Annotated in this window: 21 protein-coding genes; 9 read left to right on the top strand and 12 right to left on the bottom strand. The window is 71.1% G+C overall.

Annotation, left to right across the window (positions count from 1 at the left end; genetic code table 11):
* Positions 1–977: 977 nt before the first annotated feature.
* Both LIP_RS17295 and LIP_RS18735 read left to right on the top strand, forming a co-directional pair.
* Positions 978–1,937 carry a M48 family metallopeptidase gene (locus LIP_RS17295; RefSeq protein ID WP_158509504.1) on the top strand — a complete coding sequence of 320 codons (960 nt, stop codon included), beginning with the start codon at positions 978–980 and terminating at the stop codon, positions 1,935–1,937.
* A 259-nt stretch (positions 1,938–2,196) separates the two neighbouring features.
* Positions 2,197–2,493, top strand: a complete 297-nt coding sequence (locus LIP_RS18735; protein WP_158509503.1) for a hypothetical protein — start codon at positions 2,197–2,199, stop codon at positions 2,491–2,493.
* A 351-nt stretch (positions 2,494–2,844) separates the two neighbouring features.
* Here the strand turns inward: LIP_RS18735 and LIP_RS00630 are convergent, their stop codons facing one another.
* The 4 genes from LIP_RS00630 to LIP_RS00615 form a co-directional block, all read right to left on the bottom strand.
* Positions 2,845–3,918 (bottom strand): radical SAM protein, encoded by a 1,074-nt coding sequence (locus LIP_RS00630; RefSeq protein ID WP_068132957.1) that lies wholly within the window; start codon positions 3,916–3,918, stop codon positions 2,845–2,847.
* 158 nt (positions 3,919–4,076) lie between these two features.
* Positions 4,077–4,802: a hypothetical protein gene (locus tag LIP_RS00625; RefSeq protein WP_068132955.1), complete on the bottom strand. Its 726-nt coding sequence runs from the start codon at positions 4,800–4,802 to the stop codon at positions 4,077–4,079.
* Positions 4,799–5,539 (bottom strand): LptA/OstA family protein, encoded by a 741-nt coding sequence (locus tag LIP_RS00620; RefSeq protein ID WP_068132952.1) that lies wholly within the window; start codon positions 5,537–5,539, stop codon positions 4,799–4,801. Before LIP_RS00620 ends, LIP_RS00625 begins: the two co-directional genes overlap by 4 nt.
* Positions 5,536–7,827, bottom strand: coding sequence for an LPS-assembly protein LptD (locus tag LIP_RS00615; protein WP_068132949.1), 2,292 nt, complete (start codon positions 7,825–7,827; stop codon positions 5,536–5,538). The genes LIP_RS00620 and LIP_RS00615 overlap by 4 nt, the downstream gene beginning before the upstream one ends.
* Positions 7,828–8,067: 240 nt before the next feature.
* Between LIP_RS00615 and LIP_RS00610 the strand changes: the two genes are divergently transcribed.
* The 3 genes from LIP_RS00610 to LIP_RS00600 all read left to right on the top strand — a co-directional run bounded on the left by LIP_RS00610 (position 8,068) and on the right by LIP_RS00600 (position 10,303).
* Entirely contained in the window at positions 8,068–9,309 is a 1,242-nt protein-coding gene (locus tag LIP_RS00610) for a putative glycoside hydrolase (protein ID WP_068132946.1), read from the top strand.
* Complete coding sequence (locus LIP_RS00605; RefSeq protein WP_082725661.1) at positions 9,293–9,805, top strand: PaaI family thioesterase; 513 nt, start codon at positions 9,293–9,295, stop codon at positions 9,803–9,805. Before LIP_RS00610 ends, LIP_RS00605 begins: the two co-directional genes overlap by 17 nt.
* A gap of 237 nt (positions 9,806–10,042) precedes the next feature.
* On the top strand, positions 10,043–10,303 hold the full coding sequence (locus LIP_RS00600) for a hypothetical protein (protein WP_144440247.1): 261 nt from the start codon (positions 10,043–10,045) through the stop codon (positions 10,301–10,303).
* A 6-nt stretch (positions 10,304–10,309) separates the two neighbouring features.
* On the opposite strand, the gene LIP_RS00595 is transcribed toward LIP_RS00600, so the two are convergent.
* Entirely contained in the window at positions 10,310–10,792 is a 483-nt protein-coding gene (locus LIP_RS00595) for an adenosine-specific kinase (protein ID WP_068132936.1), read from the bottom strand.
* Between the two features lie 211 nt (positions 10,793–11,003).
* Between LIP_RS00595 and LIP_RS00590 the strand changes: the two genes are divergently transcribed.
* On the top strand, positions 11,004–11,891 hold the full coding sequence (locus LIP_RS00590; protein ID WP_068132933.1) for a 4-hydroxy-3-methylbut-2-enyl diphosphate reductase: 888 nt from the start codon (positions 11,004–11,006) through the stop codon (positions 11,889–11,891).
* Between the two features lie 84 nt (positions 11,892–11,975).
* Here LIP_RS00590 and LIP_RS00585 read toward each other — a convergent pair whose 3' ends face one another.
* Positions 11,976–13,289, bottom strand: coding sequence for a M48 family metallopeptidase (locus tag LIP_RS00585; RefSeq protein WP_068132930.1), 1,314 nt, complete (start codon positions 13,287–13,289; stop codon positions 11,976–11,978).
* A gap of 246 nt (positions 13,290–13,535) precedes the next feature.
* On the opposite strand from LIP_RS00585, the gene LIP_RS00580 reads away from it, so the two are divergent.
* Positions 13,536–14,150 (top strand): superoxide dismutase, encoded by a 615-nt coding sequence (locus tag LIP_RS00580; RefSeq protein WP_068132927.1) that lies wholly within the window; start codon positions 13,536–13,538, stop codon positions 14,148–14,150.
* 43 nt (positions 14,151–14,193) lie between these two features.
* Here the strand turns inward: LIP_RS00580 and pyrE are convergent, their stop codons facing one another.
* The 5 genes from pyrE to LIP_RS00555 are packed head-to-tail and all read right to left on the bottom strand — an operon-like array spanning position 14,194 to position 20,344.
* On the bottom strand, positions 14,194–14,811 hold the full coding sequence (pyrE, locus tag LIP_RS00575; protein ID WP_068132924.1) for an orotate phosphoribosyltransferase: 618 nt from the start codon (positions 14,809–14,811) through the stop codon (positions 14,194–14,196).
* Complete coding sequence (locus LIP_RS17290; protein ID WP_082725660.1) at positions 14,808–16,784, bottom strand: iron-sulfur cluster-binding protein; 1,977 nt, start codon at positions 16,782–16,784, stop codon at positions 14,808–14,810. Before LIP_RS17290 ends, pyrE begins: the two co-directional genes overlap by 4 nt.
* Positions 16,781–17,863 carry an orotidine-5'-phosphate decarboxylase gene (pyrF, locus tag LIP_RS00565; protein WP_144440246.1) on the bottom strand — a complete coding sequence of 361 codons (1,083 nt, stop codon included), beginning with the start codon at positions 17,861–17,863 and terminating at the stop codon, positions 16,781–16,783. Before pyrF ends, LIP_RS17290 begins: the two co-directional genes overlap by 4 nt.
* Positions 17,860–19,311 carry a dihydroorotase gene (locus LIP_RS00560; RefSeq protein ID WP_198409620.1) on the bottom strand — a complete coding sequence of 484 codons (1,452 nt, stop codon included), beginning with the start codon at positions 19,309–19,311 and terminating at the stop codon, positions 17,860–17,862. Before LIP_RS00560 ends, pyrF begins: the two co-directional genes overlap by 4 nt.
* Entirely contained in the window at positions 19,295–20,344 is a 1,050-nt protein-coding gene (locus LIP_RS00555; RefSeq protein WP_407936387.1) for an aspartate carbamoyltransferase catalytic subunit, read from the bottom strand. The genes LIP_RS00560 and LIP_RS00555 overlap by 17 nt, the downstream gene beginning before the upstream one ends.
* A 274-nt stretch (positions 20,345–20,618) precedes the next feature.
* Here LIP_RS00555 and LIP_RS00550 point away from each other — a divergent pair, with 274 nt between their 5' ends.
* Positions 20,619–22,055 carry an FAD-binding oxidoreductase gene (locus LIP_RS00550; RefSeq protein ID WP_068132917.1) on the top strand — a complete coding sequence of 479 codons (1,437 nt, stop codon included), beginning with the start codon at positions 20,619–20,621 and terminating at the stop codon, positions 22,053–22,055.
* On the opposite strand, the gene LIP_RS00545 is transcribed toward LIP_RS00550, so the two are convergent.
* Entirely contained in the window at positions 22,052–22,834 is a 783-nt protein-coding gene (locus tag LIP_RS00545) for an HAD family hydrolase (RefSeq protein ID WP_068132915.1), read from the bottom strand. The genes LIP_RS00550 and LIP_RS00545 overlap by 4 nt on opposite strands.
* A 209-nt stretch (positions 22,835–23,043) precedes the next feature.
* Here LIP_RS00545 and LIP_RS00540 point away from each other — a divergent pair, with 209 nt between their 5' ends.
* A complete protein-coding gene (locus tag LIP_RS00540; protein WP_068141252.1) occupies positions 23,044–23,766 on the top strand; it encodes an amino acid ABC transporter ATP-binding protein in 723 nt (240 codons plus the stop codon).
* The last annotated feature ends 119 nt before the right edge of the window (positions 23,767–23,885 follow it).

The following is a 23,885-nucleotide window of genomic DNA, read 5'->3' as shown; positions in this document are numbered from 1 at the left end:
ATACCATCCAATGGAGAATGAGACATGACCTCGCCTCTTCAGCGGGAGCTCCATAGACAGGGAGGAGGGAAACCCACATGAGAGCGGTGTTGGTTCACCGAGAACGCAACTACGTGCTGGCTCTGTGGCTCGCCTTGATGCTCAGTGCGCTGCTGATCGCTCCCAGTGCGCTTGGCGCGTTCTGGGCTGCAATCGGTGTCGCGACTGCCGGGGCAGGCCCGGTGGCTGCTGGAGCTGTGGGGGCCGTCGGAGCACTTCATTCCACGATCCAAGGCGCCGCCTGGGGCTTCGTCTACGGTGGGCCCTGGGGCGCGCTAGCCGGCCTCGCCACTGGGTTGTAGTCGAGACCTGGCTTATGACTCTGGACGAGGGGGATCGAAGTGCGGAGCCCGAGCGGGACTCACGAAAGGCGCCCGAGTCTCTGTCGAAATGAGGCAGCCATCCTTCTATTCGCTCTGTATACCGCCCTTGCCCTTGGATTCTTCACCGCTCGGGCTGCCACTTCAATCCCAGAAGCCAATCTTGTTTACCCGAACGAATTGAGAGTGGTGATTCCACACGATCTCGTGGTCAGAGTCGAGGGCGTCGCTCAGGTCTACGAGTGGCGGGTTCACCGCCAGAAATCGGGGGAGCGGTCCACTCTCCTCGTTCGGGGCACGGATGCTGTATCAGCCGCCGCCATCCTGGCGGCCGAGTTGGGTCGCCCCTTGCGGGTCTGCGCTCCGCGCGACATTGCTCTGCACGTACCAACGGATCGCGCGGTCCGTGGTTGCGTTGAATTGAAACCAGGACAGACACTCCGGGCTGTCCTGCCGGAAACATCATACTTTGTACGGCACTTTCTGCCCTTCGTTGCCGTACTGATTGCGTATCTGGCAGCAACAGCGCTTATCGTGAAGTCCTTTCCCCCGGCTAGGGCGGAGCGTTCGGCGCTCATAGCGTCGGCAGCTTTCATGGCTCTGTGGGGCGCGCTCCACGTGAGACTCTTCCTCGGACCGCTTCAAACGATGCGATACGCTTTAGGGCTTGGCGTCGTAGTTCTGGGGTTCTTCGTACTCGACTTCGCGCTAGCACAGGGGGCCCTCCTGGTCGTCGTGGTTTCGGTACGGCGAAGGACTCGTTCTTCGGCCAAGCCCCGTGTTCTCGGACTTCTTCACTTTGCGCAGAATATGACCGCACTCGTTGGACCCCTTGCAGTGACTCTTGCGTTCATTGCGGTCCCCGATCTTGTCATAGATGTCCTCCAGCATGCTCCCCTGTTGTTCCCCACCAGCCTTTCCTTTCTCCATCTCCTTTCGACACTGGTTCTACCTGGATTCGTCAGGAGAGCACTTGGGGCCGTTGAGTACGAAGATCCTGCCTGGCACGATGCAACGAACAGAACCTCCCACGGTCGAGCATGGGTACGACCATGGGTCATAGAGGGTACAGGGACGCTCAACGCGGTTGCGGTCGGATTGATCCGACCACAGGTCTTCGTTACCAGCGACTTGGTCGATGAGTTAGGAGAAAAACAACGCCTGGCGGTCTACCTTCACGAGATTGGACACATAGAGAGGCGACACGGATGGCGCATGCTGGGTTGGAGCTTCGTGCTGGCAAGTGCGGCCGCCATTCTGATCATGGTTTTGCGGGATAGAATTCCCGAACCAGGCGTGGTAGTGGTAGTTGTAGTAGCATATGTTGCGGCTTTCCTTGGATTCCCAGCACTATCACGCCGCTACGAGCTTGAGGCCGATGCCTTCGCGGCAGAAAGAGCAAGCGCCCACGAAGTGGCAGCAGCTCTTCGGGAAATCGATGCGCGCAACGGCGAGGTTGAGAATGTATCGATGTTGCGTCTTCACCCAAGCGTGCGAGAGCGCTGCCGCGCTCTGGGTTGGGAGTGTGATGGGACCCAATGTGGTCATGACGCATCTACTGCCCCATGCGGTCCTTGAACTTTCCGGCTTCTACATGGCTTCTTTGGCTGGGCTACGCAGTGCGGCACTCCTCGTCGCGGAGCACGTCCTCGCGGGTAGGGGTGTGGCTGACCCATTCAGTGGGTTGTCGGCCGTGATACAACTCGTAATGGATACGGGAGTCGTTGTGGGTGGGTGGGTAGTATGGTCATTGGCGGCGGCCATGCTCCTGCGCGCGCTTGCTGAACAGGTTAACCTTGCTCGGGTTTTCGGAGCCACAGGCGTGGGATTGGCGCCCGTGGCACTCATGGCGGCTGTCCTAACCCGCGTTCTCGTGCAGCCCAAGATAGCCCCGGTACTGCGTGCGTCAGCGGAAAACCTTCCTCTTGAGCGCCTGGCAAGCGCCTACGGAATAGTTGACGCGCAACTGCACTACGGTGTCGTGCTCCGTTCTGCGTTGCAAGGAAGTTTGGCGCTCGGCGCGTTTCTAACCATAATCCTGCTTTCAGTCGGAGCGCGAGTACCGCTGGTTAAGGCACTCATCGCGACAGCGGCTCTGCCGGCGGTCGTGGCGATAGTCAGCATGGTCAGCTGATGTGGCGGGGTGCCCGTAGCCACAGGCTGGCGCCGCTTCTGGCCGCAGGGCTTAGGGCCCGCTGAAAGAGCCGGCTTTGGATCCGGAGAGCTCGGTGAGTCAGGTGAGTCTCTGGCAGACCGGCACTCCCCCTCACCTGCTTGGCCGCGTCAGCGCCACCATGCGGGCGAGCACGTGGATGACCGTACCTATCGGTGCGGCCGTAGGTGGCAGCCTGGGCGAGTTCCTGGGTGTGCGAGAGCCGATCAGGCTCACTGCGCTGGGCAGTTCGCCGGCGAGTCTATGGCTTTCTAGGATCGCCCGGCACACGAATGAGTGTCATGGTCGGACAGCACCCTCATGACGAAGCTCTTACGCTGTGCGGACCTGTGCCGGGTCGAACCCGCAGAGCGGGTCCTCGGCCAGGTAGTCGCCCGTGGCGGCGTACGCCCGGGAGCGGGAGCCGCCGCACACCTGGTCGAAGGGGCACTGGCCGCAGCGCCCCTTGAGGAGCGAGGCGTCCCGGAGCTGGTGGAGAACGGGGTTCTCTCGATAGATGCGGTCCAGGGGCGTCGCCCGCACGTCGCCCACCTCCAGCGGAAGGAAGCCGCTGGGAAAGACCTTTCCCCGGTTGGAGACGAAGACGTACCCCTTGCCCGCGTTGACGCCTGGCCGCAACCGCTCGGGCGGCTCGCCCCGGAGGACCGCCTGCATCCGCCGGAACTGGGGACCCTCGGTGGTCTTCACCCGGAAGGGCGCGCCCTCGGCGACGCCGGCCAGCCACCCGAGGAAAGCCTCGTACTCCGGCGGGGAAAGCGGCTCCAGGCTCTCGCCGCGGCCCGTGGGCACCAGGATGAAGAGGTCCCACTGGACGGCGCCCAGGATCTGGACCTGCTCGCGCAGCCGGTCCAGGTGGGGCCGGGTGGCGCGGGTGACGGTGGTGTTGATCTGGAAGGGGATGCCCAGCTCCCGGGCGGCCTCGATGGCCTTCACGGTCCGGTCGAAGGTGCCCCGCACCCGGCGGAAGCTGTCGTGGATCACCGCGTCGGGCCCGTCGAGGCTGAAGGAGAGGGTGTTCACCCCCGCCTCCCGGAAGCGCTGCATGGCCTCGGGCGTGGCCCGCGCGCTCCCTGTGGGCGCGGCGGCCACGCGCAGGCCCCGGGTGCGGGCGTAGGCGATGAGGTCGAAGAGGTCCTCACGCATGAGGGGGTCGCCCCCGCTGAGGACGAAGATGGCCGGGTTCAGTCGGGCCACCGAGTCGATGAGGGCGTACCCCTCCTGGGTGGTGAGCTCCTCGGGGTGGCGGTGGGGGTCGGCTGCGGCGCGGCAGTGGACGCACGCCAGGGCGCAGGCGTGGGTGACCTCCCAGATGACGATGACCGGGCGGGTCCCCAGGTCCCAGGCCGGCCGGCCCGGATGGCCGCCCGTAGCCTCGGCCTGCGGCACGGTGCCTCCGCGAGGCGCGCCCGGGGGCGCCGAGGATCGGTGGACGACCGGAGCAGAATGGGATGACATGGGCATACGGGCCTCCCCCCTCCACCGACAGTCTACTGGGTCGTGACCTGCATCACAAGGTACCCCTCCCCCGGGACGGATGTCCCCTATCAGGGTCCGGGGGGTACGGGCTGCGGCGGTTCGGGCTCGGCCACCTGGAAGAGGATCTCGGCCGGCCCGTACAGGGTCACCCGTCCGGACTCGAGCTCCACCTGGACCCGATCGGCCTGGTTCACCGCCCACTCGCCCCAGTCGCCCGTCACCTGGCCCGTGAGCTCCAGCCAGCCGAGCCCGTCCCAAAGCCGGGCGGTGGCCGCCTGGAACCAGCGCGGCCCCTCCTCCACACGCACGTTCCCCTGGGCCAGCGCCTCTCCTGCTCCCGGGCGGTAGGTGACCTGGGCCGCGGTGAGGACGTCGGCGGGGCCGTCGGCTCGGGATCGTTCGATCCATACCTGGCCCTCCAACCGGTAGCGCTCCGCCCGCAGGTCGGCGTCCACCCGCTCGGCCCTGGCCTTCACGCCCGGGTCCTCGAGCCGCACGGCGCCCGAGAGCTGCAAGGTGCCCGCCTCCGGGTCGTACTCGGCCCGCCGGGCCTGCAGCCGCTGCTGGCCGTACTCGGCCTCCACGTGCCCCGTGGGGGGCGCGATCACGTACCGTCCCGTCTCAGGATCCACGTACGCTGTGGTCGCGCCGCTCTCGGCCTCCACCACCCGCAGGCGCAGCTCGGCCGCGGCCGCCCGGAGAGTGAGAAGCCCCGCGACGGCCAGGAACGCTGCCAGCGCCCCCACCGCCACGCTCAGCCGGAGACTCCTGGCTCCGGTGCGTCCCCGCATCATCCGCTCGCCTCCTCATGCGAAGCCTGGCCCGGCGCGGATCCTGATCCACCTGCCGGCCCTTCGCCCGGCCCGGGCAGGGAGGGGAGGAACCAGTCGAACCCCCCCACCAGCTCGAGCCGCTGTTCCCTGTCCAGCCAGCGGGCCCCCATGGCCCGCAGGATCTGGCCGTCCGGGCGGACCAGCTCCACACCCCCGCCCAGCTCCACCACGCCCGTGACCGAGCTTGCGACCATGCGGCCCGCAGTGAGCCGGTCTCCTGCCAGGGTGGCAGTGACGCCGGCTTCGGCCTCCAGCACCCCTGCCTCGCTGCGCCATCGCACCTGCTCGGTCTCCAGGTGACCGCCCTCCACCAGGTCCATCTGCACGTCGCCTTCCAGAACGAGCCCGTTGGTTTCCGGGGTCCACCGTCCCCGTGCCGCGGTGAGGGTGAGCCAGAGCGCCTGACCCCTCAGGAAGAGTCCCCGCTCGATGCCCTCCAGGGAGACCACCTCGGGCCCCTCCTCCAGGCTGCGGACCTCCAGCGTCCACTGGCGCGTGCCCTCCAGGAGCCCGTCCACCTTCACCCGCTCCAGGTGCGGCGGCCCGGCGGCGGGCGGGATGTCCTCGGGCGGCCCGCCGGGCGCGCTGGCCCGGATGATCCACACCAGGACAGCCAGGGCCGCGACGCCAGCCACGAGCACCCAAGGGGTGCGCCCGTCGCGCCGCGACGCGCCCTGTACGATCGGCTCGGCCCTCATGACGAGGTCACCTGCCTCACCACGGCCTTCATGTCCGGCAGGTCGAAGAGGGTGGGCTCCTCTGTCTCAGCTTCCCGGCCGAGCTGCAGGGGCGAGGCAGGGAAGGCGTTGAGCCGGTACTCGAGCCATACCGTCTTGGTGGCCCCGTCGAAGCGGAGGCTCACGGTGCGGCAGTCCGACGTGTACTTCAGACTCACCTGGCTCCGCAGGGGCACCGTGCCCTTGTCCGGGTCGGCCGGGTCGAAGGTGTAGGCCGCCTGCCCCTCGAGCCACCACCGCTCGCTGAGACCCACGGCCACGCGGGCATCGTACCGGGTGAACTCCTCGTCGGGGACGCTGTAGTGGGCTGCCGCGCCCACCTGAAGGCGAGGGCTGGGCCTCAGCTCCACCAGACCCACCAGGTCGTCGGCGCTCTGTTCCAGGAGGTCGTAGGAGGCGTAGGCACCCACCCGCAGGGGCCGGAGGTCCGCTTCCAGCAGCAGGCTCACCCGCTCCCTGTCGTTCCACACGTCCCTGTGCGAGACGAAAGGGGTCTCGCCCCACGCCTGCTGCACGGTGTAGCCCAGCTCGCCGATGAAGGCCGCGCTCGGGCGGACCTGGAGGGTCCAGGAGGTCCCGGCGTAGTCGAGTCGCTCCCCCGTCTCGTACGCCCAGTCCCCGGCCCAGGCACCCGCGCCCAGGCTGAGGCCTGCGCCCAGGGGAATGCGGGTGCTGCTGCTGCGGGCCTCCAGATGGGTGGCGTGGATCCACTCGCTCGAGGTTCCCTTCACGTCTTCCTCCGCGTAGCGTCCATCCTGGGCGGACAAGCGCAGGCGGGTACCCCTCATGGGGCCAACCCAGAGAGTGCTTGGAAGCGTGTACCCCAGCTCCGCCTCAGGGTTCCGCCCGAAGCGGATCCAGCCCGAGGGGTCCTTGTACGCCAGCAGGTTGGGATGGAGAGTCCACCCGTCCCGTACCGCGGCGTCCCATCCCCCCGCCCGGGCCTCCACCGCGCCCAGGTAGCCGAGGTGCTCCTTCACCGTGTCGTCCTCCTGCCACCGGCGGCCCCGAGCCTCGACCCGAAGCGTGAGGGGGCCCACCGTCCGGCGGACGGTCACGTCCGCGCCCTCCTTACCGGCCTGCACGCCATCCTCCACCGATCGCTCCTGGTGGGCGGTGAGCGCGGCTTGGACGCCGCCCACCTCGGCGGAAACAGTGAGGTCGTCCGCGAGCGACCAGTCCCCCCGGACCGGGGTGCCCTGCGGGCGAAGCTCCCAGTACTCCCCTTGGTAGGTTGCCCGTACGGGCGCGCCCGGGTCGGCAGGGAGCTCCAGGCGGGTGCGGAGGCGGTAGCGCGGTTCGGCCACGGCCCGATCCCTCGCCTCGCTGGGCGGGTTCTGCAGCCAGTCGGCCCCCACCGTCCACGATGCGGGCCCCAGGGGCAGGCGCTGGGTCACCCCCAGCCCCCACCCGGAGTACTGGTGGTAGCCCGCGTGGAGGGCCCCCAGGCGCTCGGCCCGGGTGTCGTAGTAGTAGGTGGTGCGTAGGTACCAGCCGTCCTCCTCCGACCACCCGACCTCGGGAGGTTCGAACGGCGAGGCCCCCAGGCCGCCACCTTCCTCGTCCAGCGGGATCGTCACCTGGGGCCAGTAGAAGAGAGGGATGGACCCCTCCACGTAGACCACGTGGCGGAGAACCATCCGGCGCCCGGGTTCGATCTCGATCTCTCGGGCGCGCACGTGGTACTCAGGCTTGTCCAGGCCGCACGTGGTGAGGGACGCTCCCCCCAGGTGGATGCGGGACGGAGACCCGTCCACCCGCGGCACGCGCAGGCGGAGCGGGCCCTGGGCGCCGGGCGCCTGCACCTCCGCCGTCCCTTGGTCCAAGGAGAAGCGCCCCGTGTCCAGGGCGTAGGTGAGCTGCTCACCCTCCCAGCGGCCGCCCTCTGCATCGAGCCGGACCTGGCCCGAGAAGATGACCGTCTGGCGGGCCAGGTCGGCCTCCAGCCAGTCGCTCTCCACCGTGAGCGACCCCTGCTGGAAGCGCACCTGGCTGGCGGAGAGCCAGTGGCTCCCGGGATCGTAGGTTGCCTCACCGTTCACCTGGAGGCGGGCGGGAAGGGCCTCGGCGGCCACCGGCGACGCGGGCGCCCCGACCATGGTGAGGCCGGCCAGCACCAGGCCCAGGAGGGTCGCGAGGAGGCGGGGAACCTTTGGCCCCTGCCGGGACGCGCCGCGGCGTGCCCGCGGCAAGGGCCCCGGAGCCGGCGACCGGCTCCTGCGGTCTCTTCGCGCCTCCCCCCGCTCCACGGCGATCCCTCCCCTGCAACGGCACGGCGCCCCGTCCCCGGGGCGCAGGCCCGGGGACGGGCGGGCGTGGCCGGTATCACCCTGCCCTCGAGCCCGTACGATGTGGAGAGGCTTCGACGGAGCCGCAGAGGCCACCTCCACGCCCGGCCTCAAGAGCAAAGGAATCCCCTCCCTCCAGGAGGCACCGTCTCATGCCGAATCCATATCCTGGGGAGAGGGACCAAGACAGGGTGACGGCGGATGGCGCGTCTTCCACGATGCGGGGCACGACCGTCGAGGTCCGGCGGCGAGGCTGACCTCGGCGGCGGCGCGCGAGCCATCCGTGCCCGCCGCCTCACGACGCTGGCGGCGGTCCTGCTCGCCTCTCTCCTGGTATCGCCGGCCCGCTCCGAGGCCCCCGCCCCCAGCAGCGAGCCGCCGCCCGAGGCGCTGGCCTCGGACCGGCTGCACCTGCCGTATCCCCCCCAGGAGGTGCGCGGGCTCTACGTGACCGGCGCCCTGGCCGCCAGCTCCCAGATGCCTCGGGTCCTGGCCCTGCTTTCCCAGAGCAGCCTGAACGCCATCGTCATCGAGCTGAAGGACGAGCTGGGCAACGTGACCTTCCGGGCCGAGAACCCGTGGGCCCGGCAGATGGGCGCGGTTCGGGGCGACATCCGCGACCTGCGAGCCCTGGTGGCGCAGCTCCACGAGCGGGGGATCTACGTGGTAGGGCGTATGGTGGCCTTTCGCGACCACCGGCTGGCCACGCGCCGGTCCGACCTGGCGCTGCACCAGCCCGACGGCACCGCCTGGCTCGACCGGCACGGCATCGGATGGGCGGACCCCTCCCGGCGGGAGAGCTGGTCGTACCTGATCGGCCTGGCGGTGGAGGCGGCCCTGGCGGGCGTCGACGAGATCCAATGGGACTACGTCCGCTTCCCCACCGACGGCGACCTGGACCGGCTCGTCTACCCCGCCGGCGTGTCCAAGAGCGAGACGATCGCGGCCTTCCTGGCCGAGGCCCGGCGGGCCGTGGCCGCGGCCGGCGCCTACACCAGCGCCGACCTCTTCGGGTTCGCCGCACTCACCGAGGGCGACCTGGGCATCGGCCACCAGCTCGAGCTGCTGGCCGGCCAGGTGGACGTGGTCTCCCTGATGGTCTACCCATCTCACTTCCCCCCGGGCGCGATGGGTCTAGCCAACCCGGACCGGGCACCCTACGAGGCGGTGCAGCGCTCCCTGGCGGCGGCGGCCCGGCGGGTGGACCCTTGGAAGATCCGCCCGTGGCTCCAGTCCTTCAGCCTCCAGAGCCCCTACGGTCCCCTGGAGGTCTGGGAGCAGATCCGGGCCGCGGAGGAGCTGCAGGTATCGGGATGGCTTCTCTGGAATCCGTCGGGGAGGTACGCGACCCCCAAGGAGCTGATGACACCGGCCGTGGCGGTACAACCGGCCTCCCATCAGCGTCCGGAACAGAAAGAGGAGCCTGATGAGCCGCGATCTTGAGGGCCCGGCGCCGGAATCCTCCGCCGGCCGGGGTGAGGGCCCACCAAACCCAGCATCGAACCTGCAGGCGATCCAAAGGGAGGTCCTGGAGCGGGCGGCCGGGATGCTCGCGAGCGGCGACATGCTCAGCCTGTCCCGTCTCCTTCCCATCGACCGCTCGGTGGAAGGCGACTGGTACGTGCTCCGCATCCCCCTCTTGCCCTTCTTCCTCAACCCCCTGGGGATCCTGCACGGAGGGGTCACCGCCGTCTTCCTCGACTCCGCCATGGGCTGGAGCATTGCGGACCGGACCGGCCGCCAGGTGGTCACGGTCCAGTTGAACGTCAACTACGTGAAGCCAGGGCGGGGAGAGAAGCTGGTGGTACGGGCGCACCCCACCCACACCGGCCGCTTCACCGCCGTGGCTGAGGGCCGCGTGGAGGACCCCGCGGGCGACCTGATCTCCCAGGGCACCGGTACCTTCTTCTTCACGGGCGAGCCCGCGCCCCGCCTCTAGGCGGCGAGGCGGGGCACCGCGCCTCCCCCTGGACATGGCCCGGAGCTGCCCGCGCCGCGCGCCGTCCAAGAGCCGGCGCGTCGCGTCGGCCCAGCGCCGCGGGATTCGATGTCGGAAAACCTCCCTTTTCGTATCCTATGCGACACTTGTCCCTGGCAAGACGGGTCATTTGCCCATGTCACCACCCATGGCGCGCATGCAAGAATGGGGGTGCAGTACAGAAGGGGGATGAACCTCGTGGCCATGTCGAGCCTTTACGGCGGCGCAACCGGCGGTTACCGGGATGCCACACCGCTCCTCCGGGATGCAGGCTCGCCGGACGAACCCGAGTTCGAGCACCCGCTGGTACGGGTCAACATCGAGACGGGCGAGGTGCTCATCGACCTCTGGCCGCACACCCTCACCGAGCGGCGCCTGCGCGGCGAACGACCCGCCGCGACCATCACCGACCGCGACATCCAGAAGCTCATGGAGGAGCACCAGCTCCGGGTGAGCTGATCCCGTTCAGAGCTTGTAGCCAAAGGTTCGCAGGAGCTCACGGCGCTCCTGGGCCTCCCTTTCTCCCTCCACTCCCACGGGAGACCAGCCGTCCACCACTCCCAGGATGCCCCTGCCCTGGTCGGTGACGGCCACCACCACCTGTACCGGGTTGGCCGTGGCGCAGTAGATGCGGCAGACCTCGGGCACCGCCTTCACCGCGTTCAGCACCTGGATCGGGAACCCGTTCCGCATGAAGATGGCGAAGGCGTGCCCGGCGCCGATGGCCTGGACGTTCTCCCGAGCCAGGGCCACCATCTCGGGATCGTTGCCCGTGGTGCGCACCAGGCGGGGCCCCGACGCTTCGTTGAAGCCGACGCCGAAGCGGATGCCGCCCCCGGCGCCGGCCATGGCCTCGTGCAGGTCCTCCACCGTCTTGATGAAGTGACTCTGGCCCAGGATCACGTTCACGTCCTCGGGTTTCCGGATCGCGACCAGCTCTGTCTGCACCCGTCGAGCCTCCCTTCTGTTCAGCAGGCGTCTCGTCCTAGCTTCCCCGCGGCCGGCCCGTTCCCTCTAGGGATGGCGCGAGCGATCCGTGCCGGCCCCGCCGGTGCCGGGCAGCTCGGGGCTCGCCCAACCACCCGGGAACGCGGGGCCGGGACCGTTGCCAGCCTCCTCCGGCGCGGGTAGACTGTTCGGTGGGCAGGAGGGACGCCGCGTGGACGTGATCCGGATCAACCCCAGGGGCTACTGCTACGGGGTGGTGGATGCCCTGCAGCTGGCCAAGCAGGTGGCGGCCATGAAGGACGTGCCCAGGCCCATCTACGTGCTGGGGCAGATCGTCCACAACCGGCACGCGGTGGAGAGCCTGGAGGCGTATGGCATCCGCACCCTCGACGGGGCCGGCCGGCTGGAGCTCCTGGACGGCATCGACTCGGGAACGGTGATCTTCACGGCTCACGGGGTCGCGCCCGAGGTGAAGCAACGGGCCCGGGAAAAGGGCTTGCGCTGCTTCGACGCGACCTGCCCGGACGTCACCCGCTCCCACGACCTGGTGCGCCGGCTGGCGGCCGACGGCTTCGAAATCCTCTACATCGGCAAGAAGGGCCACCCCGAGCCCGAGGGTGTCCTCGGCGAGGCTCCCGAGCACGTTCACCTGGTGGGCGACGAGGCCGACCTGGACGCGCTGGACCTTCCCCAGGCCGAGCGGCTGGCGGTGGTGACCCAGACCACGCTGAGCCAGTGGGACACGGCCCGGCTCATCGAGGAGATGCGCCGGCGCTTTCCGGGCGTACGGGTCTACAACGAGATCTGCCTGGCCACCCAGCAGCGGCAGGAGGCGGCCGTGGCTCAGTCCCGCGAGGCGGACCTGGTGCTGGTGGTGGGCGACCGGCGCAGCAACAACTCGAACCGGCTGGTGCAGGTGGTGCGTGAGATCGCGGGGAGGCCCGCCTACCTCATCGACTCGGTGGAGGATATCGACCCGCGCTGGCTCCGGGGGACCCGAAGGGTGGCGGTGACCGCGGGCTCCTCCACCCCCAGCCAGCTCACCCGGGAGGTCATCGCCTACCTGGAGGCGCTGGAGCCCGAACCGGCCGGCGCCTGACGCGCCCGCGCAGCGGGCACCCGCCTTCACCTGGCTCCGGCGTGCACCCGGCGGCGGGCGTCGGCGTGCAGCCCCGGGCTCGGCTCACTCGAACGCGAACCGCTCGGCCCCCCGGTGGAAGGCCGCGACCGTGGAGGCGAAACGCTCCGGCGAGTCCGCGAACTGGAAGAGGTACGCCCGGTTCCCGTGGAGGGCGGCGAAGCTTCCTTCATGGAGCCGGCGCCCGTCCTGGTCAACGTACCGGTACTCGAAGTAAGCGGCCTCGTCCGAACCCAGCCGGCTCGGGGTGGGCGGCCGCTCCAGCTCGAAGCTAGGCACCTCCCGGCGGTAGCGCTCCAGCACCGCGTCCGCCAGGCCCTGGGCGTCGCGCACACCCGGGGGCACCGGATCCACGTGCACGAAGAAGACGCGCCCATCGCGGGAGCCGACCACCGTGGTGCTCTCGCTGGCCGAGACCCGCCCCGGCTTCCAGTCGGAAGGCAGGGGAAAGCGGAAGCGCCCCAAGGGATCCTGGTAGAGGGCGCGTTCGGTGTCCACCCCCAGCCGCTCCGGCGGATCGGGCCGGCTGGTGCGGGTCGCCTCGTAGGTGGGCCGCAGCTCTTCCGCCCTCTGGCGGGCCGCCGCGAGCCGGTTCTCGGTGAGGGGGTGGGTTCGGAGCACCTCGGCCACCTGTGGCCCCGGGTTGCGAGCTTCTTCTTCTTTCAGGTTCTGCAGGAACGCGACCATGCCCGCGGGATCGTACCCCGCCTGCGCGGCGAAGAGCTGGCCCACGTGGTCGGACTCGGCTTCGTCCTCCCGGGACCAGCCCCGGTCGATGAGGTCGGCCGTGAGGCTCACCAGCTGCTGGACGACCCGGGCGTCGACCCCCGCCGACTGGCGGAAGAAGAGGGTGATGAAGAAGGCCATCCCCAGCTGGCGCACGATGCGGTCGCGGTAGTGATCCTGATCGATGTGGGCCACCTCGTGCCCCATGACGTTGGCGAGCTGGTCCGGATCCCAGGCGGTGAGGTCCAGCAGGCCCCGCGTGAGGAACACGAAGCCTCCCGGCAGCGCGAAGGCGTTCACCAGGTCGGTGTTGACCACGGTGAGGCTGTACCCGACCGAGCCGCTCCGTTTGCTCTGGGCGGCGACCCGTTCGAAGATCGCGTTCAACCACCGGGTGTGCTCCTCGGGAAGGCGGGCCACGCCGCCGTAGCGGGCCACCAGCTCTGGGTAGGCCGACTCGCCCGCGCTGCGCTCCATCTGGTCCCAGAGGCTTCCCTGAGCCTGGGAGGTGCCCGTGAAAAGCAGCGCCAGGAGGATCGCCGCCACCAGCCAGACCCGCGGGGAGCCAAAGGCAGGGCGCTGGGGCAGGGCGCAGGGCGCGGTCAGAGGACGATGGGCCGATGGGCGCTCCATGCAGGCTTTCCTCCTTCCAGCGGAGAGGACGGGCCGGAAGGCTGACCCAGGGGAGGATTCTCCTTCCTTGCCTGTTCGCCTGCTGGAAATCGCGTCGGCGGTGGAGGGAAAGGCGGTCCTGCCGGCCCGCGGGAAAAGGACGTGTATGTCCTTGGGAATGGTTGCTATAATGGAGACGAGCACGCGGCACACCGGGGGGCCTTCCTGCGAAGGCCCCACATCTTCCTACGGAGGGATCACCTGCCCATGGCTCACGAGCTTCCGCCTCTGCCGTACGGGTTCGATGCCCTGGAGCCGTACATCGACGCCCAGACCATGCAGATCCACCACGACAAGCACCACGGCACCTACGTGAACAACCTCAACGCGGCCCTGGAGTCGGCGGACGCCGGCCTCCGTGCCCTTGGCGTGGAGCAGCTCCTTCAACGGATCAACGAGGTCCCCGAGTCGATCCGCACCGCGGTGCGGAACAACGGCGGCGGCCACGCCAACCACAGCATGTTCTGGGAGATCATGGCACCCAACGCCGGGGGCGCGCCCTCGGGGGAGCTCGGCTCTGCCATCACGAGTGCCTTCGGCAGCTTCGACAGCTTCAAGGAGACCTTCGCCAAGGCCGCCCTGGGCCGCTTCGGCAGCGGCTGGGCCTGGCTGGTGCTGAAGGGCGGGCGGCTCGAGGTCTCAAGCACGGCCAACCAGGACTCCCCCTACATGGAGGGGCAGGTGCCCATCCTGGGCCTGGACGTGTGGGAGCACGCCTACTACCTCAAGTACCAGAACCGCCGGCCCGAGTACGTCCAGGCCTGGTGGAACGTCGTCAACTGGCCCGAGGTGAACCAGCGGTTCCTGAAAGCCCGCTCCTGAGCTCCTCGGCTGCCGGCCGCCGCCCGCGCCGGCGGGCCCGGCCTCACGGGCCCGCCAGGCGCCGGCTGCCGCGCTCGGTCAGCGGGGTGCCCGCCAGGCAGAGGGGACAGGTCCGGGGCGGCCAGGCGCCCAGGGGCAGGCTCCAGAGGGCCCGCACCGGCACGCCCAGGTCCTGGACGTCGGGTGCCCTCCGGTCCGCCAAGACCACCAGCGCCAGCGGGCGGGCGCCCGCCTGATGGACGAGCTCCAGGGTCTCCCGGGCGGAGCCGCCGGTGGTGAGCACGTCCTCGGTCACCAGCACCGGCTCGTCCGGCTCCAACCGGAAGCCCCGCCGCAGGGAGAGCCGCCCGGCCTCCCGCTCGGCGAAGAGGAAGCGGGTCCCCAGAAGCCTGGCGGCGGCCCAGGCCATGAAGGCGCCGCCCGTGAGCGGGCCGAGACAGGCGGCCACCGGCTCCGCTCCCCGTAGCCAGGGCTCCAGGAGCAGGCGCAGGGCCTCCTCCGCACGCGCGGGATCTTCCAGGAGCCGGAACTTCTCCAGGTAGCGGTCGCTGTGGAGGCCTGAGCTGAGGAGGAAGTGCCCCTCCAGGAGCGCCCCCCGCTCCCGCATCCACGTCTCCGCCCAGCCGGGCGCCACACCCGCCGGTTCGCCGTTCAGGCTCATCGCCCCACCTCCCGGGCTTCATCGTTCGCCCCGATGGCCGTCCAGGCCTGCGGGTCCTTGCGCAGGTCGCGCCGGAGCTTGAGAAGCACGTAGGGGTCGGCGAAGTGGGCGCTGCCCACGGCCACCGCCGCGGCGCCCGCCCGCCGGTACTCGAGCACGTCCTCCAGGCTCCGGATGCCCCCGATGCCGACGATGGGCACCACGAGCTCCCGGTGGAGCCGCTGTACCAGCGCCAGGGCCACGGGCTTGAGGGGAGGCCCCGAGAGCCCACCGGGCCCGGCGGCCAGACGCGGGCGCCCCGTGCGGGGATCCAGGGCCAGGGCCGGCAGGGTGTTGGCCACCGAGAGCACCTGCGCTCCCGCCTCCACCACCGCCCGAGCCACCTCCGCCACGGGCCCCTGGGGTGAGAGCTTCACCCACAGGGGCAGGGAGCTGGCCCCGCGCACCGCCCGCACCACGGCGGCCGCCGTGGCCGGGTCCTGGCCGAAGTGGAGCCCCCCGGCATCCACGTTGGGGCAGGAGATGTTCAGCTCCAGGGCCGTCAGCCCGCCGTGGCCCGGGGTGTAGGGCCGGCCGGTCGAGGCTTCGGTGGCCCCCCCTCCCGGCGGGCGCGCGGCGGGGAACCGGGCCGCACCTTCCAGCCGGGCCGCCACCGCGGCGTACTCGGCCACGGTCTCTCCCACCACGTTCACCACCACGGCCGCCCCCTGGGCCACGAGGAAGGGCAGGTCCTCCGCCAGGAAGTGGTCCACCCCCGGGTTCTGGAGCCCGATGGCGTTCAGCAGCCCGCCCGCCGCCCACGCCACCCGGGGTGTGGGCCGGCCCTCCCAGGGCACCAGGCTGACGCCCTTGGTCACCACCGCGCCCAGCAGGCGGAGGGGGTAGAAGGCCGCCATCTCGCGGCCGTAGCCGAAGCACCCCGAAGCAGGCATCAGGGGGTTCCGAAGCCTGATCGAGCCCAGCCGCACGTTGAGGGGTGCGTCGGGGAGCCCTTCCGGGGGCGCCTCTGAAGCGCCTGGCTCGGCCCCGCGGCGGGCCGTCCCCAATCGCTCTCGGGGCGGGGGCACCGCCGCCTGCGAGCCTGCGGCCAGCCGCTCCCAGTCCAGCACTGCTGCATCGAAGACAGGACCCTCGCGGCAGGCGCGTGCCCAGCGCGTCTCGCCCCTGCCGTCCCGCCTCGGCACCACGCACCCAAGGCAGATGCCGACCCCGCAGGGCATGGGCTGCTCCACGGTCACCTCCAACGGCACCCCGTGCCTGGCGGCGATTCGGGCCGCCTCGGCCAGGAAGGGCATGGGGCCCGCTGCCCGCAGCGCCGGTCGGTCCTCGGGTGGGAGAGCGGCCAGGCGAGCGTCCAGATCCGGGAGGCCGTCCAGGCGGACCCATTCCGGTGCCCCGCCGGGCTCTGAGGGCCCCGGCACCCGGCGGCCGAAGACCTCCGGCCACCAGGGCTCTGGGTCGCGCCCCACCTCGGTGAGGATCACCCGACCCGCACCTTCCCCCGGTTCCGCCGCCGCCAGCAGCAGCGCGTGCAGGCGACCGGGCGCGGCGACGTGCCACACGGGCCGTCTTCCCACCGATTCGAAGGAGGTTCCCAGCGGCCCCGTCACCTCCAGGCGCCCGCCCGGCGCCAGGGCGGCCACCTGCGCCGAGATGCCCCAGCCGGGGCGCACCAGCAGGCCGATGCCCCGTTCCCATCGGGTAGCCACGTGGAAGGGTTGCGCCGCGCCGCCCAGCCGAGCGCGAACGAGCTGACCGGGCCGCACTGTGCGCGCCAGCCGCGGTGCCTCCAGCTCCAGCAGGACCAGCTCGGGTCCGGCCACGCGCCCCCCGGTGCCCTCCGGGCGCGCGCCCAGGCCCTCGGCGCCTTCCAGCACCCGGCGCGCGGCCACCCGGGCGTGCACCGTCCGGGGAGCCTGGGGCCCGGCGGCCCGCTCCCCGGGGGGGGAGGTGTGGATCACGCTCCCGCTCATGAAGGCTCGACCTCCTCGCCGTCGTGCCCCATCACCAGGGCCGCGAGCCGGTCCCGCAGCTCCTTGGCCCGGGAGGCCACCTCCCGGGCGGCCTCGACCGCGGGCCGGGTACCGCCTGGGGGCGACAACCCGTCTCCGAACAGCACACTTCGCGACGCCGTCACCACCGCCCCCCGGCCTCCCGAGCTGAAGGCGGCGCCCAGGGTCTCCACCCGGCCGCCCTGAGCGCCCACCCCCGGCAGGAGGAAGGGAACCCGGGGCATCAGGCGGCGGAGCTCGGCCACCCGGTCGGGCCGGGTCGCCCCCACCACGGCGCCCACCGACGACCAGGGGGAGTCGCCGTCAGTGGCGTCGGCCCACGCGGCCACCCGGCGCGCCAGCACCCGGTAGAGGGGCTCTCCGGTGGCTCCCGTGGGCAGCTCCTGGAGTTCGGACGCGCCGGGGTTCGAGGGGAGCACCAGCAGGTAGAGCCCGCGGCCGTTGGTGCGGACCCTTTCGAGGAAGGGCTCCAGGCTGTCGGAGCCCAGCCACGGGTGGAGGGTGACGGCGTCGGCCCCTAGGGGTCCGTCGAGCCAGGCCCGAGCGTAGGCCGCGGCGGTGGAGGGCACGTCGCCCCGCTTCACGTCCAGCACCACCAGGAGCCCCAGCTCCCGGGCCAGCGCGGCGGTCCGCTCCAGGGCCCAGGCCCCTGCCCAGCCGGCCTCCTCGTAGAAGGCCGCCTGGATCTTGACGCCGGCCACATAGGGGGCCGCCGCGGGCAGGATCGCCTCGGCCCAGCGAAGGTAGGTGCGGGCCACGGCCCGCCGGGCCCGCGTCTCCTGCGAATCGGGGCGGGAGCGACCCGCGCCCGGGGTGCCCGTGCCCATCCGCGGGTCGCCCGCGTCGCCACGCCCCGCCGCGGGCCAGGGGCGCGAGCGGAAACAGGCGGGAATCCGGTCGAGGTGTGGGTCGAGGCCCAGGAGCAGGGGGGCTCCCTTCGCCTCCACCGCCTGGTGGAGCCTCTCCACGTAGGGGCTGGGACGCAGGGTCGCTGCGCCCGAAGCCCCATGGCTGCCCGCGTTCGGGATCGCGCCGCTCATGCCGGCGTCCGGGCGCGCTCGGCGCGCCACAGGCTCCGCGGTTCCGGCGTCTCTCCAGCGGGCCGAGCTCCCGGGTCTCCCGCTCCGGCCCGCCCGGCCAGGTGGGCTTCCAGCGCCCGCCAGCCTTCCGCCTCGTCGTCCACCGGCCTCCCCCCCACGGCCTGCAGGCGCCCGCCCACCCAGGTGGCCACCGCCCGTCCGGTGAGGACCGCTCCGGCGAAGGGGGTGTGGCGGCCCTTGCTGGCGAAGCGCTCGGGCTCCACCGTCCAGCGCTCCCAGGGGTCGATGAGCACCAGGTCGGCGGGGCCGCCCACGTCCAGCCTCCCGGCGGGCAAGTCCAGGATCGCGGCCGGGCCGGCGGTGAGCAGGTGGAGCGCCCGGGCTAGGTCCAGGAGCCCGGTGTGGACCAGCTCCGTCAGCACCACGCCCAGGGCGGTTTCCAGCCCCACCACCCCGAAGGGCGCCAGGTCCAGCTCCTGGTCCTTCTCCTCCCGGGAGTGGGGGGCATGGTCGGTGGCGATGCAGTCGATCAGCCCCTGGGCCAGGGCCTGCCGCAGCGCCTCCCGGTCCGCCGCCGTCCCCAGAGGCGGGTTCATCTTGGCGGAGGCACCCCACCGGGCCACGGCCTCGTCGGTGAGCGCCAGGTGGTGGGGGGTCACCTCCGCGGTCACCGGAAGGCCCTCTTCCTTGGCCTGCCGCACCAGCTCCACGGCGCGGGCGGTGCTCAGGTGCTGGAGGTGGATGCGGGCGCCGGTCTCCCGGGCCAGCGCGATCTCCCGGGCGATCGCCACCTCCTCGGAGGTGGCCGGGATCCCCTTCAACCCCATCCGGGTGGCCGCGAGCCCCAGGCGCATGACGCCCCCTGCGGAGAGGGACGGATCCTCGGCGTGGAGCAGGAGGGGCCGCCCGGCCAGGGTGCTGTAGCGCATGGCCAGCCGGGCCATGCGGGCGTCGGGAAGCGGCCGGCCGTCGTCGGTGAAGGCGCAGGCGCCCGCCTCGGCCAGGCGCACCATCTCCGTTAGGCTCTCCCCGCCCAGACCACGGGTGACCGCGGCGGCAGGGTGAATCCGCACCGGGGAAGCGCCCGACCGGGTGATGAGGTCCCTCAGGCGCGGCACCTCGTCGATGGGCGGCCGGGTGTTGGCCATGGTCACCACGTGGGCGAAGCCGCCGGCCACCGCGGCCCGCCCCCCGGAGACCAGGTCCTCCTTGGCCTCCTCGCCCGGATCCCGGAAGTGGACGTGTAGGTCCGCCAGCCCCGGGGCCAGGACCAGCCCCGTCGCGTCGAGCACCCGGGCACCGCCGGCGGGAAGCTCCGCCCCGGCGGCGACGATCCGCCCGTCCTCCACCTGCAGGTTGCCCCGGGGCAGCTCGCCCGGACCGGCCGGGGGCAGGCGCAGGCTCGACGTGGGGTCGTAGATCCGGGCTCCTTCAAGCTGAAATCGCACGAACACCCCTCCTTTCGGCCAGCATCTCCAGGACGGCCATGCGCACGGCCACACCCGATCGCACCTGATCGTGGATGAGGGCGCGAGGGTCCCCCACCACCTCCTCGGTGATCTCCACCCCCAGGTTGGCGGGGCCGGGGTGAAGGATCCGCGCGTTCCGTGGAAGCATCTGGAGCCTGCGGCCATCCAGGGCATAGAGCTCCCGGTACTCCTCCAGCGACGGGAAGAGGCCGCCCTGCTGGCGCTCCCGCTGGATGCGGAGCATGTAGAGGACGTCGGCGTGCGGCAGGAGCGGGTCGAGGCGGTGGGCCGTGCGGGCGCCCAGGGCCTCGAAGGCGGCGGGAAGCAGGGTGGGCGGTCCCACCAGGGTGACCCGCGCCCCCAGCTTGGTCAGCCCCCAGAGGTCCGACCGGGCCACCCGGGAGTGGAGGATGTCGCCCACGATCACCACGTTCAGGCCCTTCACGCTGCCGAAGGCCTCCTGCAGAGTGAGGAGGTCCAGGAGGGCCTGGGTGGGGTGCTCGTGCGCGCCGTCGCCCGCGTTCACCACCCCGGCGGCCACGGAACGGGCCATCAGCTCGGGCGCCAGCGACGAGGCGTGGCGGATCACGATGAAGTCCGCCCCCATCGCGTCCAGGGTGCGGCCGGTGTCGATCAGGCTCTCGCCCTTCTGCACGCTGGAGCCGGCGGCGCCCATGTTGATCACCTCGGCGCCCAGGCGGCGGGCTGCCAGCTCGAAGGAGTTCCGGGTGCGGGTGCTGGGCTCGTAGAAAAGGTTGACCGCCAGGCGACCCCGCAGCGGCTGCGGGAGGGTGGTGGGCCGCTGGAGGGCTGGGAGGAAGGGCCGTGCGCGATCCAGGATCTCCTGGATCTCCTCGGGTGCCAGGGGCTCAAGCCCCAGCAGGTCCTTACGGTCCGGATGCATCGTGCTCCCTCCTGACCGGGACCCGGCGGGCAGAGGAAAAGCCCGCGGCAGGGGAGCGCAGGCACGTGGACCCCGGACGCTTCCGGGGGCCGGACCGTGTTCGCCCATCCCTTGCCGGTCTCGCGGGACCCGCTTAAAGGAATGGCCTTCGTGGATACTCTACCGGACCCACCGCGTCAGGTCAAGGAAAGAATCGAGGGCGCTTGAGGGCGCGGCCGCGTTTGACGCGGCCCCTCGGGTGTGCTAGATTGGACTTGGGAAAAACGTTACGTCCTGCCGCTCCTTCACGGGAGCGTTCTTATGGCCGGTCTTTGTGAACGAGTTCACGAATGCAGGGCCCTGCAACGACGGCGGCCGGGGCGGCGGAGAGGGGGGTCTCCAGGTGCACTGGCGAGAACGGCTTCAGGCCCTGTTCGGCGAGAGGGCTCAGTTCCAGGGCGACGTCCTTTCCGAGCACGGGCGCGACGGCGGTGCCTCCGCGGGATTCGGCCCCTTCCTCCACACCCGGCCCTCGGCGGTGGTCTGGCCTGAGAGCGCCGGTGAAGTGATAGAGCTGGTGCGGATCGCGGCCGAGGCCGGCGTGCCGCTGGTACCGCGCGGCGGGGCCACCAGCCCGTGGGGCGGGGCGCTTCCCGTACGCGGCGGAATCGCGGTCAACTTCTCCCGCATGGCCCGGGTGCTCGAGGTGGACCCCACCACCCAGACGGTGACGGTGGAGCCGGGCGTGACCTGGAACCGGGTGGAGGAAGCCCTCCTCGCCCACAGCCTGGCGCTGCGCCTGCTCCCCACCAGCGCGCCTCGAAGCACGGTGGGCGGTTGGGTGGCCGAGGACGGGGCCGGGTTGGGAAGCTATCAGTACGGCTACCTCCACTCCAACCTCCAGTCGGTGGAGATGGTGACCGCCACCGGCGAGACCTTGAGGTCAGCAGGGAACGACCTGCGGCTCGTCTGCGGCCTGGAGGGCATCACCGGCCTCATCACCCGCGTCACCCTCAAGGTGGCCCGGGAGGCGCCCCTGAGCGTCTGGGCCCTGGCCTACCTGAGCCAGGCGGAGCTGATCCGGGCCCTGCACCTGGTCTTCGACTCGGACTGGCCCCTCTGGCACGTGGCCTTCCGGAACGCCGAGGCCAGCAACGAGGCGCCGGTGGGGGCCAACCGGCACGGGTTTGCCGACGACATGGGCATCCTGGTGCTGATGAGCCGCGACCCGGACCGCCATGCGCTGGACGCCCAGGTGGACGCGCTGGCCCGCTTCACGGGCGGCCGGGTTCTGGCCCCGCACCAGGCGGTGGCCGAGTGGGACGACCGGTTCGCCGCCATGGAGAGCAGCCTGGTGATTCCCGGTGCGCTGCAGCGCCGGCTGGTGCTGCCTCGTTACGGGCTCACGCCCCTGGTGGAGGACCTGGCCGAGCTCCAGCACCCCGTGGCGCTGCAGGGCGTGGGCGTCATGGGTGAGGAGGTGGCCGTGCACGCCTTCGCCCCCAGCTTCCTCTCCCGGCGGCAGGCCGAGCGGGCCCTGGCCACCCTGGAGGAACGGGTGGGCCGTTACGGCGGCCACCCCTACTCGATCGGTCTCCTGCGGGCCCATGAGGCGGCACGGATCCTGGGCCCCCGCCAAATGCGGGAGCTCATCGCCTGGAAGAAGCGCTACGATCCCCGGCACCTGCTGAACCCGGGGAAGGTCCTGCCCAGCCCGGGCATCAGCTGGCGGGTGCGGGCCGCCCTGGCCTGGAGCCACGTGGTGGGCACACCGGGACCCGCGGCGGTCCCCTCCAGGCCGGAGGGGGAACGGGTACGCCCCGAGACCCGGGTGAGCTAGGCGGCAGGATCGGGCGCGAGCGCCAAGAGTGAATCGATTGCTACCACGCCATCGGGCGCGGCATCTGCCCCGCCCGGAACCGAGAGACCCCCAGCGTCGGGCCGGCCGCCAGGCCGGCCCCGGCGCGTCAGGTGGACGGCCAGGAGCCCCAGTTCCCGGGCCGGCAGGATGTCGTCCTCGTAGGTATCGCCCACCATGACCGCCTCGCCGGCGCCGACGCCGGCCCGCTGCAGGGCCAGCCGGAAGATGGCGGGGTCGGGCTTTTCCACCCCTTCGGGAATGGAGATGACCACCACGTCGAAGAACCGGTCCAGGTCCAGCTCACGCAGGAGCTGGAGCGCCGACGCGTCCCAGTTGGAGAGCACCCCCAGGCGAAGGCCGCGGGCGCTCAGGCGCTCCAGCACCGGCAGGACGTCGTCGTAGGCGGCGTACCAGCTGCGCATCCGGCCGAAGGTGGGCTCGAAGGCCCGGGCCAGGGACCGGCGCTCCTCCGGCTCCCGGCTGGGCGCCACCGTTTCGAGCACCGCCTGGGCCATCGCTTCCCGGGCCAGCCCCACCGCCTCCAGCGTGCGGCACTCGGCCCGCTGCATCCAGTAGGCCTCCAGTGCAGCCTGCACGGCCTGCTCCAGGATCGCATCGGGAGGGAAGAGACCCAGCTCCGCCAGGGCGCGGCGGTAGACCTCCGCCGGTCGCTCCCGGGCGTGGACGAGGGTCCCGTAGAGGTCGAAAAGGACCAGCTTGCGCCCGTCGAGGGGGACGGCGGGTCGCGCTGCGCGCATCGGGAATCGCTCCTCTGCTTGCGTGGGGTCGGCCGATCGTGCACCCGGTGGTGGTTCCGGACGCACGGCGGCATCTCCTTCCGTTTCCGACGGAGGAGGGACGCGGGGCTCCCGCGCCGAAACGGCCGTGCATGGGGGGGAGCGGGGTGAACAGCGTCACCGCACGCCCGGAGCAGGCGGCCGCAGGGTACGACGGGGCACCGGAGCCCATCATCCGGTTCGAGGACGTGCACAAGTACTTCGGCTCCCATCACGTGCTGAAGGGCATCACCGAATCGGTCGCCCCGGGCGAGGTGCTGGTGGTGATCGGACCCAGCGGCTCGGGCAAGAGCACCTTCCTGCGCTGCATCAACCGGCTGGAGGAGATCCAGTCGGGCCGCATCGTGGTGGACGGCCAGGACCTGTACGACCCGAAGGTGGACCTCATCCGGCTCCGCTCCGAGATCGGCATGGTCTTCCAGCAGTTCAACCTCTACCCGCACATGACCGTTCTTCAGAACCTCACCCTCGCACCCGTGAAGGTCCGCCGCATGGCACGGGCGGAAGCAGAGGCCACGGCCTTCGATCTCCTGAAGAAGGTGGGCATTCCCGAGAAGGCCCACGCATACCCCGCCCAGCTCTCGGGCGGGCAGCAGCAACGGGTGGCCATCGCCCGGGGTCTCGCCATGCACCCCAAGGTGATGCTCTTCGACGAGCCCACCTCGGCCCTGGACCCCGAGATGATCAAGGAAGTGCTGGACGTGATGAAGGACCTGGCCCGGGAGGGGATGACCATGGTGGTGGTCACCCACGAGATGGGCTTCGCCAGGGAGGTGGCGGACCGGGTCATCTTCATGGACGAGGGGCGCGTGGTGGAGCGCGGCACCCCGGAACACTTCTTCCAGGCCCCCGCCGAGGAGCGGACCCGCGCCTTTCTGGAGAAGATCCTCTGACCCAGCGGCGGCGCCCCCCCTGGCGACCGGTCGCGCCCCATCGTCAAGCCTTCCCGCGCGTTGTTAAGAATTTGCTCATGCTCGCGATGCTCTTTCCGGCGGGCTCTCCCCGCATCCGA

Origin of the sequence: Limnochorda pilosa, from assembly GCF_001544015.1 — a bacterium.
GTDB lineage: Bacteria > Bacillota > Limnochordia > Limnochordales > Limnochordaceae > Limnochorda > Limnochorda pilosa.
This window is presented reverse-complemented; position numbering and strand designations above follow the sequence as displayed.

Bases quoted from the DNA above. Each gene is read 5' to 3' on its own strand.
- LIP_RS00625 (WP_068132955.1), bottom strand. From the start codon at position 4,802: ATGATGCGGGGACGCACCGGAGCCAGGAGTCTCCGGCTGAGCGTGGCG.
- LIP_RS00620 (WP_068132952.1), bottom strand. From the start codon at position 5,539: ATGAGGGCCGAGCCGATCGTACAGGGCGCGTCGCGGCGCGACGGGCGC.
- LIP_RS00610 (WP_068132946.1), top strand. From the start codon at position 8,068: ATGGCGCGTCTTCCACGATGCGGGGCACGACCGTCGAGGTCCGGCGGC.
- LIP_RS00605 (WP_082725661.1), top strand. From the start codon at position 9,293: ATGAGCCGCGATCTTGAGGGCCCGGCGCCGGAATCCTCCGCCGGCCGG.
- LIP_RS00585 (WP_068132930.1), bottom strand. From the start codon at position 13,289: ATGGAGCGCCCATCGGCCCATCGTCCTCTGACCGCGCCCTGCGCCCTG.
- LIP_RS00580 (WP_068132927.1), top strand. From the start codon at position 13,536: ATGGCTCACGAGCTTCCGCCTCTGCCGTACGGGTTCGATGCCCTGGAG.
- pyrE (WP_068132924.1), bottom strand. From the start codon at position 14,811: ATGAGCCTGAACGGCGAACCGGCGGGTGTGGCGCCCGGCTGGGCGGAG.
- LIP_RS17290 (WP_082725660.1), bottom strand. From the start codon at position 16,784: ATGAGCGGGAGCGTGATCCACACCTCCCCCCCCGGGGAGCGGGCCGCC.
- pyrF (WP_144440246.1), bottom strand. From the start codon at position 17,863: ATGAGCGGCGCGATCCCGAACGCGGGCAGCCATGGGGCTTCGGGCGCA.
- LIP_RS00555 (WP_407936387.1), bottom strand. From the start codon at position 20,344: ATGGGCGAACACGGTCCGGCCCCCGGAAGCGTCCGGGGTCCACGTGCC.
- LIP_RS00545 (WP_068132915.1), bottom strand. From the start codon at position 22,834: ATGCGCGCAGCGCGACCCGCCGTCCCCCTCGACGGGCGCAAGCTGGTC.